Origin of the sequence: Halovenus rubra (assembly GCF_026586665.1) — an archaeon.
GTDB classification, from domain to species: Archaea; Halobacteriota; Halobacteria; order Halobacteriales; family Haloarculaceae; genus Halovenus; species Halovenus rubra.
This window is the reverse complement of the sequence record NZ_JAODIY010000039.1, coordinates 1-16,914: the sequence shown is the minus strand read 5'-3', so window position 1 is coordinate 16,914 and position 16,914 is coordinate 1. Positions and strand designations below refer to the sequence as shown.

At 52.7% G+C, this 16,914-nt stretch carries 11 protein-coding genes; 6 read left to right on the top strand and 5 right to left on the bottom strand.

Annotated elements, in window-relative coordinates; genetic code table 11:
- Positions 1–235: 235 nt before the first annotated feature.
- On the bottom strand, positions 236–1,573 hold the full coding sequence (locus N5098_RS15410; RefSeq protein WP_267638770.1) for a restriction endonuclease: 1,338 nt from the start codon (positions 1,571–1,573) through the stop codon (positions 236–238).
- A gap of 174 nt (positions 1,574–1,747) precedes the next feature.
- On the opposite strand from N5098_RS15410, the gene N5098_RS15405 reads away from it, so the two are divergent.
- The 4 genes from N5098_RS15405 to N5098_RS15390 are packed head-to-tail and all read left to right on the top strand — an operon-like array spanning position 1,748 to position 10,744.
- Positions 1,748–2,587 (top strand): BrxA family protein, encoded by an 840-nt coding sequence (locus N5098_RS15405; protein WP_267638769.1) that lies wholly within the window; start codon positions 1,748–1,750, stop codon positions 2,585–2,587.
- Complete coding sequence (locus N5098_RS15400) at positions 2,587–6,342, top strand: hypothetical protein (RefSeq protein WP_267638768.1); 3,756 nt, start codon at positions 2,587–2,589, stop codon at positions 6,340–6,342. Before N5098_RS15405 ends, N5098_RS15400 begins: the two co-directional genes overlap by 1 nt.
- Complete coding sequence (locus N5098_RS15395; RefSeq protein WP_267638767.1) at positions 6,339–6,929, top strand: BREX protein BrxB domain-containing protein; 591 nt, start codon at positions 6,339–6,341, stop codon at positions 6,927–6,929. The genes N5098_RS15400 and N5098_RS15395 overlap by 4 nt, the downstream gene beginning before the upstream one ends.
- On the top strand, positions 6,926–10,744 hold the full coding sequence (locus tag N5098_RS15390; RefSeq protein WP_267638766.1) for a hypothetical protein: 3,819 nt from the start codon (positions 6,926–6,928) through the stop codon (positions 10,742–10,744). Before N5098_RS15395 ends, N5098_RS15390 begins: the two co-directional genes overlap by 4 nt.
- A 13-nt stretch (positions 10,745–10,757) precedes the next feature.
- Here the strand turns inward: N5098_RS15390 and N5098_RS15385 are convergent, their stop codons facing one another.
- The 3 genes from N5098_RS15385 to N5098_RS15375 all read right to left on the bottom strand — a co-directional run bounded on the left by N5098_RS15385 (position 10,758) and on the right by N5098_RS15375 (position 13,909).
- The gene (locus tag N5098_RS15385; protein WP_267638765.1) at positions 10,758–11,753 is read right to left on the bottom strand and encodes a metallophosphoesterase family protein; all 996 of its coding nucleotides are present in this window, start codon (positions 11,751–11,753) and stop codon (positions 10,758–10,760) included.
- A 193-nt stretch (positions 11,754–11,946) separates the two neighbouring features.
- A complete protein-coding gene (locus N5098_RS15380; protein ID WP_267638764.1) occupies positions 11,947–12,513 on the bottom strand; it encodes a hypothetical protein in 567 nt (188 codons plus the stop codon).
- Between the two features lie 52 nt (positions 12,514–12,565).
- Positions 12,566–13,909 (bottom strand): hypothetical protein, encoded by a 1,344-nt coding sequence (locus tag N5098_RS15375; protein WP_267638763.1) that lies wholly within the window; start codon positions 13,907–13,909, stop codon positions 12,566–12,568.
- Positions 13,910–14,036: 127 nt separating this feature from the next.
- On the opposite strand from N5098_RS15375, the gene N5098_RS15370 reads away from it, so the two are divergent.
- The gene (locus N5098_RS15370) at positions 14,037–14,159 is read left to right on the top strand and encodes a hypothetical protein (RefSeq protein WP_267638762.1); all 123 of its coding nucleotides are present in this window, start codon (positions 14,037–14,039) and stop codon (positions 14,157–14,159) included.
- A 21-nt stretch (positions 14,160–14,180) separates the two neighbouring features.
- On the top strand, positions 14,181–15,590 hold the full coding sequence (locus tag N5098_RS15365; protein ID WP_267638761.1) for a hypothetical protein: 1,410 nt from the start codon (positions 14,181–14,183) through the stop codon (positions 15,588–15,590).
- Positions 15,591–15,665: 75 nt separating this feature from the next.
- Here N5098_RS15365 and N5098_RS15360 read toward each other — a convergent pair whose 3' ends face one another.
- Positions 15,666–16,811 carry a hypothetical protein gene (locus N5098_RS15360; protein ID WP_267638760.1) on the bottom strand — a complete coding sequence of 382 codons (1,146 nt, stop codon included), beginning with the start codon at positions 16,809–16,811 and terminating at the stop codon, positions 15,666–15,668.
- Between the last annotated feature and the right edge of the window lie 103 nt (positions 16,812–16,914).

Below are 16,914 nucleotides of genomic sequence, written 5' to 3'. Positions count from 1 at the left end.
GATTGTGGCGTGCATGGGACACCTCTTGGGTGGACACCAGAGGCGTCCCGTTCCTCACGGGAGTCAGTTGCTACTGAACTCTAGAGGACTTTGCGACACGACCAACATTTTGACGAATACGGAGGTCTATCGATAATGGGTAACTCAGGCGGTCGGACTTTTTGAGCCACGATTGACCGACTCAGTAATCAAGGGAATAGCGTGGTCGAGAATAGTGACGCCTATTGCAAGAGTTTCATTCGGGGCACCCACCTGTAGTGGAGGATCGAACGATGTCCCCGAGCGACTGAACTAATTCGACACCGTTCTCGTAATCAGTGGTAACTCGATAGCCATCTTCGTCCTGCTCTACGACGCCGAGACTCGGATGAGTAAGCAACTGCAGCGCAGATCGAACTTCTCTGATGGCGGGAATGTCGTCTGAATTTTCCATTCCCACAACGATCCAGCGAACCTCTTCAGCTGTTTCGACGGAACCGTCAGCGCGTTCAAGTGCGCGAATGACTGCGAGGACCGTTTCTCCAGCAGTGATGCGGTCTTGGATGGATTCATCGAGGAGATCGAGCCTATCGTCTTGGAATGCTCCTGATCGCGTCAAGAGTCCCATCGTCTCTTCCGGTGGGACTGCATACTGCTCTCGCCGATCAAGAAGTTCAACGAGCTCGTCCACGGCGATGGTGGTCAGCTCTGTCGTTTCGGCGTTATCGATGACTTTTGGGGCAAATCCAGGAGCTACCACGATAGCGTGATCAGCCCCACGTTGACGGCGGTGCTTGTCGATATTGGTGACCTCTAGTGAATTGACTCGACCGTTGCTACGAGCTTTCACTTCGACGACGACGTGTTTTGGAGCGCGGATTTCGACGTCGGTGTCGCCACCACCTTCGATCCAGTCTGCGGTACAGCCGAGTCTAGAGAATGCTTTCGCGACGAGTTGTTCGAACTCTTGGTGAGCGTCGCCGTCCGTACTGGCGTCTTGAAGTTGATCGGCAAGTGCTGGCGTTGGGCCGTCGTTTTCATCGTCGACAGGATGGACACGTTCACCAGCATCTGTGAGTTCGGCGATGGCAGTTTCGACAGATTCCTCGGCAGCAAGTTGATCGAGGCGTTTGTCAGCGACTCGAGTGAAGCCCTGAGGGCGATAGGTCTCGTCGTAGCCGACGAGTGCGTTGAATTCCTCAATATCGACATCGATCTCCTCTATATCGGTCAGGAAGGTCATATACTCCCATGGACTTTCATCGTCCCAGCGGCCGTGATCAACGCTTTCTTTCCAGAGATACTCCGCAAGGTCAGGGTCGTGTCGCAACTGAAGGACCTGACCTCTTGCAACGAATCCACCATCGTGGTAGACGAGCGCGATGTCATTGCGCTCGACGTTCTGCCACGTGCTGTCTACTGAGGTCCCCCAAACGTGAACGCGGTCGGCGTCCGATGTCTTCTGAAACAACTCGAAATCTTCCTCATTGAGGTAGGGTTCGATGTCGTCGATTGGGTGGCCGTCGCGTACGAACTGTTGGTAGTCCTCGAAAGCGTCGTCGCGACCAGCAGGTAAGATTACAATTCCGGTCATATCTTTGGTGAACCTATTGGTGGAGGGGCAATAATTGGTTAGTATCTCGCATACTTCATTTAGGGTACTATCTCTCTCCAGCGCTTGGGGTGTTTTATATTGACAATAACCGGGTAGTCGGTAGCGTGTCGTTATAGACGAAATATAAAGTGGGTCGGTTTAGTCTACCAACGTATGAGCCTCATATCCGATGGAGGTGACGCTCCTCTCTCATCTTTGTCTGGACAACTTTCACCAGACGAGGTCAACATGGATCTAACGATGTGTGGTCTCCTTGTCGATCGGGCTGAGGAACTGGCTCAGCTCTATGCAGACCAAGGGAATTGGAACGATGTGAAAGAGATCTGGTTCGACGAGCGCCTTTCGAATCGGAGCACACGAGGAAGCTCTCAGAAAATTTTCCGGGTGCTGACGTCGCGTTTCAAAAATGCACCGACAGCTCTCCCAAATCCGAGTGTTCTCCCGCAAGTATTTGACCAATGTGACACGACCCGAGACAAGGCGCAAATCCTCTATCTGTATCTTATTTTTGACGATACCTTGGTTCGGTACGTCGTCCACGAGTACAGTACTCGTTTAGCTCGGGGCGAGCCGAACCCACTGGATTTCTCGAACGAGACTCTCTCACCAATCCTTAGCAACCTCACCTATTCCGATGGCAGCAGCTTCGATTACGCAGAGTCGACAACGGAACGGTGGTGCGAAGGAATCAGATCTGTAATGCGTGAAATTGGTGTACTTGAGGGCCAACAAGCCGTAGAAGGGGATCCCCCGTCTGTAGGGACTATTCCACTTCTCGTCGCATTGGACTATTCGTTCGAAACCGGCGATGAAGATTGGATTACAGCTCCCCGAGGATTGCTATACCTTTTCCAACCGGAGCAACGCTGGGAAGAACTGTTCGACCGTGCGGCAAACACCAATGCATGGGAATATATCGAACTTCACGGAGATCTTGACTTACGCCCTAGTGAAGAAACACATACATGGATTCAAAATGGAGGTGACAGTTGATGGTCGATGCGAGTTGGTTTGAAGACCTTCCAGACGATTTCGAGGAATCGGTTCGTATCGACAGGGATGAACGCGATCATCGCGAGCGTGCCATCCAGTCATACCACGTAACTGCGGACTCTCAACGCTTTATTCAAGACTTCGTCGACCGGATGCTCGGCCAGGCGGACGATATGCGTACTGGGTCGAACTACTGGCTCTATGGCTATTACGGCAGCGGAAAGAGTCATCTTCTGACTGTCCTCGACGGATTGCTCGACACCGACTGGCTCGAAGGACAATATAACGATGTCTGGGATGATCTTACGCAAGTAACAGAGGATGCCAGTGTGGATCAATTGCGTGACCACTGGCGGAGTATCCATGACAAATATTACGTCATTCCCGTCTCGATTAATCTCCTGAAATACCAGGGGCAAAAGCAGCGAAGTTTCAGCGAGATTGTTCTCAGACATGCCCATCAGGATCCCGATTTGACCGGCGTCAACGACGAAATCTCGAGTGGACTTTCATCACAACTTGACGTCGCGTATTTCGAGAAGTGGTTCCGGACGACTGATGCATGGCCCAACCGCCAGACCCGTGCACAAGAGGTGCTTGAAACAGTCACTGCCGAAAGCGATGGATACGACTGGGATTCAGAGACCCTCTGGAAAGATATCCAGCGCTACAATGCGCTCGCAGATGTGGTGCTCCCCAAACTCTTCGAGGAAGTCAACGAAACCCGTGATGGGTACACGGATCTCAGACCTTCGGATATCGATCCAGAGGAAGTGGTGACACGGCTGAATCAACTGCGAGAAGAGCGGGAGGAAGAGTTAGGGACGCCGGTGAAGTTGGTGCTGCTTCTCGACGAGGTGAGTCTCTTTATCGGGACGGACTTTGAACGCCTGACTGAACTCCAGACGCTCGCAGAAAATATCGACGATATTGGCGATGGCGACATTCAGCTCGTTACGACTGCGCAAGCCAAGATCGAAGACGTCCAGCCGAAATTCGCCGCTCATGGTGCCGACTTTAGTATCGTCAAAGACCGCTTCCCACATCGCTACCAGCTACCCAGTAAACACGTAGGTGACATCGCAAAGCGGCGTCTGTTCGAGAAGTCCGACCAAGGTGAGCGCCGAGTCCGTGAGGTACTCGACGAGGCTTCGGTGAAACCGACTGAATCTCTGGTTTACAACGAAATCAAGCAGAATACGAAACCACCGCTCGACAGCATCGATGACGGTGAACTTGTCGAGTTCTACCCCTTCCTTCCCTATCACGCTCCGCTGTTCCTCGAAATCCTGTTCAATCTCAGGCAGGAAGCTTCTGATCCCGCAAAATCAATCTTCTCGGGGACAGCTCGCGCGATTCTCGCACTCATGCACAATCTCCTCCAGAGTTGGGTTGAAGATGGAGAAGCTGACCACGTCGTCACGTTGGTCGATTTTTATGAACTGATCAAACCAGAGTTGGAGGAGACCCTCGAGAAAGACGTTCGAGTTATCGGAGAGCTACCCGACGATGACGAAGTTGAAGAGATTAGTGAAGAAAAGGGGGGGCGAAGTATTGCAGATGAAGTCGCGAAGGGCAATCTCGAAGAATTCGATCTGGATGTGGCGAAAGCAGTATTGTTGCTGCAGCACGTCCATGATATCGTCCCAGTTAATGAAGGGAATATTGCTGTCTCCGTGATGTCCGATCTCAACGGGCAGTCGTGGATTAGTATGCAGAACCGAGTCGAAGATTCACTCAATAGGCTCCAAAAATTCATCCGACCGAATGAGGACGAATCTGGTGCCAGATATCGGTTCGCCACACAGGAAGAACGCCGCATCTACCAAGATGCAGAGGAAAATGAGGAGAAGCCAAGATGGGCTGAAGTTCTCGATAAAATAGACACTCATCTATGGGAGGACATTATTCAGGAACTTAACCTTCCAGAATCTGTCCCATATAGTGACTCGGGTGATGAGTATCCGGTTGCATACGAATTCAGCCTTGACGGGGAGGACTTCGAAACCGCCACAGAAGCTGAGGGTGGGTTAAATATCCCCATAGCAATTCAGGGCGTTCGACCTGATTACACGACAGAAAACAGAGATGAAGAAACCCTTTACTGGGAAATCGATACCGATGGACTTGACGACCTGCGAAAGCACATCGTCAAGTGGTGGGCTCTCCGGGACGCAGTCTCAACAGACGAGGTCCCAACTGCCGTTGAACGGGATCTCGCCCAGCGGGCCAGTGCTGTCAGGAGCAAACTCGCTAGCGCATTGCAGAGTGGTTCCTACACGGTGAAAGATCGAACGGGCATCCGGAGTCTAACAAAGGCAGTGCAAACTGCCGTCGATGTCGGATATCCGGACGACTTCCACCCGATGATGCTTCAGGTGACCGACGATCGACTGCAGGAACTCGCCGAGCTTTCCACTGAAGATCCACTCCCAGCGTGGGCACATACGATACAGGTTCCCTCCTCGGATCCATCTGCAAGTCAAGGAAAGAAAAGCATTCAGCGAAACGTGTTGTCGCTCACTGGCCGGCAGTTGAAGGATAAGGAGGATGGCCTCAACATGAACACGGTCCTCGATGGAATCACCGACGAAAAGCCGTTCTACGATGAGGCCCGCCCTGCATTGTGTGCCATCATCTGGGGATTCTGTCGGGAAGGTCGACTCGTTCCTGTCGACGAAGGTGGGAACACGCTCGCAAATGAAGTTGTTCTCGATCAGAACCAGCTATCGACGACGAGACTGAAACTCCTCCCACGTGAACCGATTGGGAAACTCCTCGAAGAGGGTGGCTTCAAGGAGACTACAGAGACGGTCGCTGATGGACTGATCAATCTCCAAGAAGCGAATACACAGCTCCGTTCGGCGCTCATTGGTCTCCAAGAGGACGTCCAATTGGTTGCCGACACCGATATCCGTTCGGACGCTGTCGCTAACTTGCTTGACGCTCTCATCGAAGAGTTATCAGATCGCATTGGTGCAACATCTGACCGGCTCGCCGTTGTCAGGTCTCAGGGGGACGGACTTGGGGATGCGATTGAACAGACTAATGCCGGACAGGAGTGGCTCGACGAATTCATAGATGTCTGGAATCGACGGCTCCTATCGCTCTACCGCTATGATGCGCAATTAGTCGTCGCCGACAGTGCGTTCGAATGGATCGATGAGGAGGCACAGTCGTTGGTCGCGGCGCAGCGTGATGCTCTCTATGCGTTCGATGGAAGTTGGTGGACGACCGATGGGTGGAAAGTACTGGTTGGGGAGACTGCTACGGACTGTAGCGCCGAACTCCAACGCTCTTGGGACGAGTACGTCGAGGATCACGGACTCGCTGCATTCGTGGAGCGGCTCGAAGAACATCCGTGGGTCGTTCCTGCAACAGAACTCCCGTCGAGTGTTCATGTCGCCTTCGAGCGAATCTACATCACGCCGCTTCGTGAGCTTCGAGGCTGGTACGAAACCGTAGACGGGGCAGTCACGTCACTTACATCAGATGACGAAGATACGCTGGCCTCGGTGGGAGATGACATCGCTGGTGTGCAACCCCGGACAGACGCTACTGAAGATGGCGTTGACGTACTCGAATCCAGGCTTGACCGCCTCGCGGCAATCGTCGGCGATCGGACACCCGATGATGTGGATCAAATCGGAGTTCTTCCGGACGACCGGCAGGGAATCAATCAGCGCCTCGAACACCTCGTCGAGAGCAGAGAGTTAGATGTAGAGCAGACTGATTCGGGGGTGATTATTCGATGACTGACTCTCCATATCTTGCATTCAAAGAGAAGCTGTGTACGTTCGCTGATGGGCAAGCTGGCATCCGGAACCCATTCGTGATCGCAGCTGTCGATCCCTCAGTCGAACACCGGGTTGCAGATCGACTTAGCGAATGGGCGACAGGCACAGAAAAGCCTCCAGCTGTCGATGAAGGGGTTACGGTTCAACCGATTTGGCTCGACGAACTCCTTCCAAAGACGAAGGTCTACAATCTCTCTGTGGCACTGGGTGGTGAGACTACTGCTGCGCGTATCGAAGAGACGATGCAGGATCGTTTGGCGGAGGAGCTTGTCGAAGAGATGATTACTAACGAGATCGACGATGACCGGCTGGAAACGCAACAACACGTTGTCTTGCTGCTCAATCTCGGGAGCCTCTATCCGTTCACCCGGGCGTCCGAACTCCTTGACGAACTCGACCGTCGCAACGTCAGATCTACCATCGGTGTAATGTACCCTGGTGATGACGTCGGAGGGAAGCTGAGTTTCTTCGACGGAGAACCACGACACTACTATCCAGCGCACCAGATTCCGGGCCCCGTCCAGGAGGTGCATCTCCAACAATGAGTATCAAAGAGCTATTTCGTAGCGATCCGACACGCCAGCTCGAAGAAGTCCAGAAGGTCAATGCTCGAGAGCGAGCAGAGACCGATGTTGCAGAGTTCCACGAAACTGAAAGTGCAAAGCGTGTACTTACAGAGCTCGGAGAGGTCATCCAAACCCATCCCGGAGAAGCAGCACGCTTCCTCTATCTACACGCGACCTTCGGATCAGGGAAAACCCACCTCCTGAAACTCATCGGGCTTGTCGCAGACAGTGAATCGGAATTCGCACATCTTGGCGATGAACTCGCTCAGCAGTGGCCCGGATTTGACAACCTTGCCCGCTCGATCGCCGACTCACACGTTGATCGACTCAAGCCGGTCTTCCTGAATCTCCTCGACCGGGACGCCTCGAAAGAACCGCCGCTTCCGTTTCTCATCTTCGAGGCAATCGGTCGCGAACTCGGCTATCCGACAGACCCGAATTGGTTGCTCGAGTGGGCCTGGACCGTCGATATGGAATACGACGGTATCTGGGACGCGCTCATCGACGCCGAGTACGACGGCCAGACGTTCGAGGATGTTCTCGAAGAACGGGCATCTCTACGTCGGTGGCTCTACGAAGCACTTCCATCGTTGACGGAGACAGTAGGCACCGAGCTCGATACTAAAGCTGGCGTCAAAGCATCCATTGAGCGAGCAGAGGACGATGTCGACCCAGAGTCGTTCGATCCCGCAGAACTGGTACAGCGAGTGGAGACTGTCACTGATGCACTGAACGAAGGCGGTCCACAGACCGAGTTGCTCCTCGGACTTGACGAGGTTGCGCTGTTCGTCGGCGATAGCCGGCATCGTTACCGTGAGTTCGAGGAAACGATGGAAGCCCTCCAACACGGCCCGAATCCGGTCGTTGTTACGACTGGGCAGTACTCGCTTCCGGCGACACGCGAAAGTCTCATCGGTGAGCCGGCGGACGACCACTGGACACACCAGCAGGTTCCACTCGAAGGTGCTGACACCGAGATCATCGTCCGGAAGCGGTGGTTACAGAAAGATAGTTCGGGCAATGAGCGGGTATCGTCACTCGTTTCATCGATGCCTGATCTGTCGCTGGAAACGTATTCGCCAGTCGGCAGCGCCGATCCCGACCCGATCGAGTCGTATCCCTTCCGCGAGTACGATCTCACTTTGCTCCGAAAGGTGATGCAGGAGTTGATCACCCAGGGGAGAGCGACAGATCGGGACTACATACAGGGTCGAGCGCTGCTTGTGTTGGTTCGGTCGCTGTTCACGAAGTTCGACTGGGCAACAGCCGAGGAGGGTGCTCTTGTCACATGGGACGAACTGTTTGACCTCCTCGTCGAGGAGACGACGTATGTCCCGCTGTGGGTGCAGGAGATGTTGGACAATACGTTGGTCCCAACCTTTGACGGCGATGAGAACGCCTGGGAGGTTCGGGTATCCAAAGCGCTGTACCTCCTCAACCAGACGCCGGCCGTTCCAGCAACGCCGGAAAACCTAGGTCGGCTGATGCTCGACGATGTCCACGCCTCTGTCGATGAAAGTGTTGAAGAGACCGAATCAGCGCTGAACACGCTCGTCGACAAGCGAAAGGTGCTCACGGAAACAAACGACAAAGGCGACGAAGTATACACGCTGGTCTCGGAAGAACAGGAGAGTATTCTCAGCCGAGCCCAGACCAAAGCTGAGCAGATTTCGCCGCATCAGCTGTCCGCGTGGTTAGAGACCCGACTCAGAGAAAACGACGGCTTCTTCCGGAGCGATAGTAGCCTTCACGAAGCGGATGTCGGCGACGAACGGCTTGTCCCGCTCCGGTACGAGTACTCTATCCTTGATCCAGTTGGTCGAGCTCCAACGACGGAATTCGATGCCGTTCGGATTCGGGTGCTGGCCGACGATCCAGAGACGGTTACTGATCAGGCCGAGATGTGGAAGGAGGTAAACGACGGCCGAGGTGGTGGAGAGCATATCCTCATCGCAATTGAAGTGCCCGAAACCACACTCGACAGGATTCGGAATGTCCTCGGTATGGGGAAAGTCCTTGATGAGGAGACGGAGGCACACGAGGAACTTGAGCGAGAACATCGAACTGACAAACGTCGGCTGGAGTCTTCCGTGACCGATCTCCTGGAGAATGCATCAGTCCACACGGTTCACGAGTACCGTGGCGAGCGGCCGAGTGTACTCGAAGAAGTCGTCGAAGATCAAGTTCAGTCCGTGTTTGGATCGGCACGAAAGGTTCTCTCAAAACCGCTCCGAGCGCAAGATGATGCGAAGGCCATGGCGAAATTCTTCCGAGAGAGTGGTAGTTGGCCCCTCAGTGATGTTGATGCAGTCATGCTTGGTGTAGATACGTCGAGCAATACAATCGGCGATAGTGGGTGGTGTCGTGAGTTCATCAATGAATATGAATCGCAGAAGGCGGTCGATGTCGAGACTTTGCTCCAACAAACACGGATCGCCAACGGAGACTTCCGTGGTACGCCTCGAGAGTCTATTGCGGCTCTACTAATCACGCTTGCCACCTCGAACGAACAAGTCGCTCTAAAAGAAGACACAGCGTATGTGACTGATCCTGCCACAATCGGCCGAAAGGTGAATACAAAGAGTGGTCTCACTTCCCTCCAGATTCGGTTCGATGCTATTGGCCCCAATCCCAAGGAAATCCGCACGGTCGTCTCGACTATCCTCGATCATGATCCAGAAGGCGATGACCCGGATGCATGGGTTGACGAACTCGAAGCATGGGTAGACGACAACAGCATCCTCGTCAAACGGACGTTCAAGGGCGTTTCCCGTGAGTTCGATCTCTCCTTGGATGCTCTCGAAAGCGCACTGTCACCAGCGTACAGTGGTGGAGAAATTACCACTTCGGATCTCGTCGACGATAGCGTCAAATCAGATGCCGAGACGTTCGCAGACGCGCGTGAACTCTTTGCCGTCGAAGATGGCGAGAAATCGCTCTGGGCCCAGTTTTCAGGGAGGCTGGAGTTGTTGGAGTCGCTGTATCCCAGCGCAACGATCACGTCACGAATGCAGACCACGGCCGAAAGTGGTTCCGTGCCCACGAAGGGGACGCTGACAACCCGGATCGCCGACGCGACCGGCCACCGCGTCGACGTCCTCTCAGATCAGTACCGTCGAATCACTGGTGAGGCGGTGGACAAATCAGACCCAACGGAAATCTGTGAGGCTCTTACGACGTGGGTGCAGGAGCACGAATTGTCGGTTCGAACGTTGCTCGATGACGCTACAGACACGTTTAGTAGCGTTTCGTTCGACAGCATCGAGGTGGTGTTCGAGACTGCGTGGGATGGCGGCCAGATAGAAGAAGCAACACTCGTCGCTTCCAGCGTCAGACAGCAGGCTAGAACATACGAAAACGTCCACAAAATTCTCGATGGAGATCCGAGTCCGTGGGCACAGTTGGAATCGGTAGGGAATACCCTTCGTGCAGAGCACCCAGATTCACCGACGACCGAAGCTGTAGAGACCGTACTCGGTTCTTCTCGGCCACCGTCGCTCCAGCGAGTACAGCAGCTCATCGATGAAGCGGACGATCCGAGGACGGGTGGCGGTGCATGGGCAGAGTTGCAGCGTGTCGCTGAGGAACTCCGTCAGGAGCTACCGAACGCGACGATCACCGACGAGGTGACCGACGTCGTCGACGCTGACGAGCGTCCGACCGAAGATCGGGTATCTGAGCTACTTTCGGAAGCGGAGACGGTCTTGAACCGCATGCGGACAGTCCAAGAGGAATTGGACGAGCTCAGTGACGAATCGATCGTCCTCATCGACCGCGAGATGACGGGTAGCTAACAGTAGCAGGAGTTTAGCTGATTGTTATTCGTTGGAGGGAAACTTCGCCTGACGCAATGCGTACCAGCCATGCGGAATTGTGTACCGCACCCCTGACGGTACTAAGCTCAGCTGTTGAGCCGAGATGCTGTATCTTCGCTCCCTTTGATTCGGCCGATTCACAGTTGTGTATGTGACCAGCCAACAGGCAGTCAAACGTCATACCCGCCCGTTCGAACAACGCTGATAGTGAAACCCCATTCTTTAGACGGGGCGGGGCAATTTCGTTGTGTACTACCAGTAACTGGTTCCCGGCAATCTGAGAACTTCCGAAGTTAGACGCTGCATCAAGGACACTCGCCTCTGATCCGTTGTCTATGCCGAACAGTTCAATTGTATCACCGACAGTGATCCCTTCGGTACCGAGATGACATAGTTCGACATCAGTGAGTCGGTCGAAGAAGCTCTTTGCTGTTGAGACACCATGGTTCCCATAGATGAACAAGAACGGAATGTCGGATTGAGCTAGTATATCGAAACCGTTCTCGGCGATCATACAGTCGGTGGCAGTCGGGTTATCGTCGAAGCAATCGCCAGCATGGACGACAGCATCGACGTCGTATCGAGCGGCATAGCCCATCGCTGTGAGGAACTGACGAGCGGTTCGGTAGGGGGCTCCAGTGTTCTTCGGTCGGTTTTCTCGTCCTATGTGACTATCACCGAGTGCAAGTAACTCTACGACACCTTCTGGACGAGTAACCGAGAAATCGGAGGTACTTTGAAGCGTAATTTCGCTGTGGTCCCATTTCCTGCCACGGCCGTCATGGAGTACGTATCGCCACCCTTCTCGTATATGAACATCCACGTCGTGGGTGTACCAGATTTTTACGTCGAATTTATTTTCAGCCTGATCTTCGACAGTGAGTTTCCAGGCCAGCGATGTCGTGGGGCCTTGGTGCGCGTCTAAGACACGTACCTCAATCTCGTCGACCATTTCCCCATTTTCGATTTCATCTCGAGACCGCAACACTGCACACAATATGGGAGGGGCGTATATTTCTATCTTATCTACCAGCCGAGGAGAGGTGCTTTCACAGAGCCAAAGGAGAAATAGCCAGTCGCTATTACGATGGGGCTGAAGTACCGAACCGCTTTGTTCAGGCAGTACAAGACCCACAGAGACAGAGGTTGTTATATTGTGATATCTGATGATATGAGATGTTCTAGAATCGCCTGCTTTCAGGGACGTCGTCTGTGTCGTAGCCAGCAGTGTCCAAGAAGTCAAGAACGTCCTCGGCTTCAGCCTTTGACGAAGGGGGGCTTGCCTCGAACAGTTCCTCGACGACATCGTTACCGTTGGTGCAGAGCGTGACGGTCTGCTCAGACGGTGATCGGCTCAGCGGGTCACGCATCTCGTCTATCAAGATCGGTTGCTGTCCATCTCGGTAGGAGTGTTCATAGAGTGAGAGCGTCCGAACCGTGTTGTCGTCGACGAAGAAACTAGTCTGTGCGATCTCCGGCGGGACGGCTATCTTCCCGCTTGCGAGGTCCTCTGCAAGGTTTTCGTACTCGTGCATCTCGGCTGGGACAGGCCCATCGATCTGATGGGTGATGACTCCGGGCCAGTTGAATCCGTAGACGCGCTCGAAGAAGTTCACCGTCTGCTCATCATCATGATCGAACACTAAGAGTAAATCTCCGATCTGGAGTTCCGTCCCCTCGATACGAATGTGTGAGGAATAAGCGTACGTGGAGGCATCGTCGAGGGCAACGATATCTGGTTTGGACATACTACGCCTGTGAATCCTGACTACAAAGAAATCCCTGATATTTCAATCCCCTTTAGCTGTCAAGTATCGATATGAATTGATCCGCTTCCTGAATTTTCAACCGTCCGAATGCCACTGCACGAAGATATCCTTGCGATGTTCGATATCCGTCGTACTTGAGTTCTAATTCGTTCGCTGGGGTTCGAATCTTCGTCCGGCCATCCAAGTCCACTGTTATCAGTCCAACATCATTTAGTTTGTCGGGACCATTGTGCAGCAATAATTCACCGCGTCCCTTTGCAGCGGCTGGCACAGCCAAATATACTTGAGACAATGCACCGCTTTCATGATAGGCCACCAGTTGCTCAGTTATCTTCTTATGGCGTGATTTGGGCAATTTTCCATCTTTCGCTTCGATCCCAATGAGTTCACCACCATTCTCAAGTACGTCAGTGGGGTGGATTCCACCACTAAAACCGATTACATCAATCTGACGTGACTTTCCATTCCCAACGGGGATATAGCCCTCACGAATATTCCCCATCTCCCGCCAAACGTGGTGCTGAACCCAGGCCTCGTTATCAGAGGGGATCTCAACAGAGTTCATCCGATTTAGCCGCTCGGCTCGCTGGCTAATTGTGACATCCAGATTTGGAGGCTTGCTAAAGAGATCCTCTGGATCATCTTGGAGTTCCAAACGATAGTTTGGTTCTTGTGGCTCCGCTAGTTCAAAAGGTATCTCTATTGTTCCAACCTCCTGTGGGGTCTCTACTTGTAGCTGGAGGAGCTCCTCAATTACATCTTCAAACGACAATACGTCGTAATCGAAGCTGCGTGAGTTCGGATCATCTTTCGCATGCTTAGCAACCTTGGACATGAATTGATCCATCTCAAATTGATCCACAAAGTGCTCTGGGAGAGATGATTTGAGCTCTTTTCGAGTCTGCTGAATTTTTTCTCGCCACTCGTTGAATCTCTCTTCTGAAACTCCGTGAACCTCGACTGCAAGTGATGAATCAGTAGACGGAGAGGGCATATCCTCGAACCCATCCTCGTAAAGCGACCAACCAAATCCCATGTACACTTTTCGTCGGATAATACGGTCTGTGACATAGTCACCAAGCTCCTCAAAGACAGACACGTCCGGTGAAACGTAGTATAATTCGTCAAGATAACCTGACGATGCATACTTCGACAGCTGTTTTGAAAGATCAAAACCATCTGCCCGGCCTTCACTAAATGCGACATCGGCTTTCACTTCGAACCCGACTAGTAAGCTATCCGTCGTCTTTGCAAGCAAATCAATACGGCCACTACCTCCAAGTGTGATTTCTGAACCGATCTCACAGTATCGGTCTTGGCGACGTAACCACTCCCAGAGGGTATCGTGAAGTAGCTGTTCTAAAAAATCGACCATAGGAACTGTGCTAAACGGTATCTCATAATACCTCGTATTTGATACAAGGGTACAATTCATAGTTTCGTGGAGGAATGGTTCACTGCATCCCCGTGATTTATTACTGCAGAACCGATTACGATAATGTATGAGCGCAAAGGGCCAGCTCCGACGGTTCGAAAACAAGGCGCAGCTACTGCGCCACATTTCCGAGGAGACCGGCACAGACATCGACACGCTTTGGGACGAGTACGAAGCCCAAGTCGAATAGAGCCCTTTGCAGTTTTGACGCGTGTGTGACGATACTGATCTCGATATTTCATTCACAATAGACTCAGACTCGGTCTCTCTGAGTCCCATCGGTGAATATCAGGTTCTCGATCTTGAGGGGCCAGTGGTCATCGTTGGAGATGCGGATGCGTCATACCGTGTTGTGCCAACCGGTGATGAATCAGAACAGTCAGAAGATCTCCGAGAACTGAGTGTCGATGAAATTCGCACCGCACTCAACGAATTATCAGATGATGATGACTTCCAGTCGATCATAGACAACTGTCCGACGAATACCCCACTGGTTTACGATGACATCGATTATCTGACCCGCCATCTTCCCACAACGTCACTTCAGAAATGCCAAGAATTGAGCGAGAACACTCCGTTCAAGAAGGAATTACTACTTCAGGTTGCATACGTAGAGCGCCAAAACTCGCTGGTCGGGCACTCTGATAACGTTCTCGAATATTATCTCGAGCAGCGGGATGAGATCGCTGAGAAACTCCGCTCCTCTGACGAAATCGATAACGAGATTGAACGATCGTTCTTCTCATATCTTCTCCTTGCTTCAGCACTCATTGAGGAGCTGACGACAGAAACAGTCCTCAACGAACTCTTTCGGGAGGAAGCACGTCTCGATAGTATCACCGAACACGTTCGAAGCATGGGCCACGCGAAGCGGCTACAGACACTTTGTGATATACAGATACTGACTGGAGGAGACCATGGATCACTCGTCGATGTCAAAGACCGACGAAACAATCTCGTTCACGATGCACAGAAACGCGCTGGTCTCAATGAGCTGGAATCCCGCCGAGAAGTCGCGGAGATTCTCGAGAAGACAGACCAATGTGCGTCCGTCCTTCTGACTATCTCAGGAAAGAACATCGAGTCGGTCATCGCGAGACGTGGGTGTTCACCGTATATCGATCATGCGCAGTCGGAAGCAATCGCTGACACGATCGCAACTTGGGAACGAGAACACGAAGATCACCTCAAAACCCTTGAGAGCTGTGATAGAGCGAGTCTTGAGGAACTCCGGTGGGATGTCGAAGAAAGCAGCTCTGGCAATTACGATGTTACTGATGGGTTTGAGTTCGACGGATTCGACGACGAAGAACTGTATGGCATACTTATGGATTTTCTGGAGGGCGCTGAGGAAGCATTCCTTGACCGCATCGACGCCGATGCGAACGAGAGTAATCTAGACCGCTTCGATTTTGCTTTGATGATCCTACTCTGTGGAGAGCACAGTTACGAAGAAATCGCTCGCTGGCTGGATACTGATGAAAAGTACGTGCAGCGGAAGGAGAACGTCATCGCATGGAGGGCATCGAAGTTCGAGAAAGAATTGGTAGAGGAGATTCCGCGTCCGGAGGATCCCACATGGCCCTCTAAAGCAGCGGAGGACGAGGAAGATACGTCCTAAGCTGCAAATGTTAGTGGGAGAAAGGCCCTCAAGTCGACACGCTAGTCCGGAATAAAAGTCAGATCCAACTATGCGTCAGCTGTATCCCGAAAATGCGGCTTCAGCACTGTTGTTCTTGCCACCATAATCGACAACAGTCGCTTGGATCGTGTCATACTTCGAGAGGTCTTGCGGTGCATCAACGACGAATATGACGAGACGATTTTTCGTGCCCATGATTGTCGGAGGACGGGAGCTGTAATCGACCTGCTTGAGGGTCAGTGTAATTTCGTCTCCGAGTTCAACTATATCCGATGGGTCGCGCTGCTGGGCACGACGATGTGCGCGTTCGGCCTCAGGATCAGCGTATTTCCGGGATCCGTCGGATTCAGTTTCCCCATCGATTGCGCTGCTACTCTCACCAGCGTCCTCTGCTCTCAATGTCGTTGGTGAAGAAGTCTTACTGGAAGAGGGTTCAGATTGGGAGTTCGACTGTGTTGTAGCCGTCTCTTCAGTAGCGGTCTGTTCTGTTGAAGTTGCTTCGGGTGGATCTTGAGTAGAAATCTGCTCCTCAAACGCAGTACGGAGGGCATCAATATCGAGCAGTGAACCACTATACTCTGCTTCGAGATCGCCATCGGGTGTGGCAGGCAGTTCAGCTAACAGAGACAGGGCGTCAAGTATTGTCTCGGAGGTCGGCGCCAGTGGAAGAACAGTCTCTGACTTGGGTGCGACCGGAACGTTGAGTTCACTGTCGACAAAGTGTTTGTCGTCGACAGGAGTTGCCGTCGGTATCGTCGGGAAGTCTGTTACTCGACTTCCGTCACCGTATTGAGCTCTATACTCTGTCATTCCGAACTTGTTTCGCTCATTCTGTTGTTCACCGTAGGAGCTTGCGTCTGAGTATAGATACTCGCCTCCAAAGAGGATCGTCTCGACTGCCTCCTGCCAGCAAGGATGAGCGGTCTCCGGTATTGCATCTAAAAGTGTGTAGATGCCATCGTAGTAGTCTGCGAGTTCGTTCGGGGATAAGTCACCATTGTCAGTAGCAGTCTGTGGAACGGCCTCTGTTCCGTTCTCAGAGGGCAGGTCTGATTTGTCCGGGGTGATGCCAGGTAGTCGGTTCGCGTTTAGTAGCATTGAGGACGACGAACTGTTGGAAGCAGAACCTGGTGCTGGTGGGAACTCGTTCAACAGAGCGACTGCCTCAGGGAGCGTCTCGTCGTCGACAAAAAGTGGCATAGCCTGTTGCACGGTTACAAATTCAACTCAGACCTATCTGACAGCGTTCACTAGCGATAGAAATGGTCACTTTAACTAGATAGGAAGTCGGATTCAAGGTATG

What these genes read in the sequence shown, in the direction of transcription:
- N5098_RS15380 (WP_267638764.1), bottom strand. Translation starts at nt 12,513, where the DNA reads ATGTCCAAACCAGATATCGTTGCCCTCGACGATGCCTCCACGTACGCT.
- N5098_RS15390 (WP_267638766.1), top strand. Translation starts at nt 6,926, where the DNA reads ATGAGTATCAAAGAGCTATTTCGTAGCGATCCGACACGCCAGCTCGAA.
- N5098_RS15395 (WP_267638767.1), top strand. Translation starts at nt 6,339, where the DNA reads ATGACTGACTCTCCATATCTTGCATTCAAAGAGAAGCTGTGTACGTTC.
- N5098_RS15360 (WP_267638760.1), bottom strand. Translation starts at nt 16,811, where the DNA reads ATGCCACTTTTTGTCGACGACGAGACGCTCCCTGAGGCAGTCGCTCTG.
- N5098_RS15370 (WP_267638762.1), top strand. Translation starts at nt 14,037, where the DNA reads ATGAGCGCAAAGGGCCAGCTCCGACGGTTCGAAAACAAGGCGCAGCTA.
- N5098_RS15405 (WP_267638769.1), top strand. Translation starts at nt 1,748, where the DNA reads ATGAGCCTCATATCCGATGGAGGTGACGCTCCTCTCTCATCTTTGTCT.
- N5098_RS15400 (WP_267638768.1), top strand. Translation starts at nt 2,587, where the DNA reads ATGGTCGATGCGAGTTGGTTTGAAGACCTTCCAGACGATTTCGAGGAA.
- N5098_RS15410 (WP_267638770.1), bottom strand. Translation starts at nt 1,573, where the DNA reads ATGACCGGAATTGTAATCTTACCTGCTGGTCGCGACGACGCTTTCGAG.
- N5098_RS15375 (WP_267638763.1), bottom strand. Translation starts at nt 13,909, where the DNA reads ATGGTCGATTTTTTAGAACAGCTACTTCACGATACCCTCTGGGAGTGG.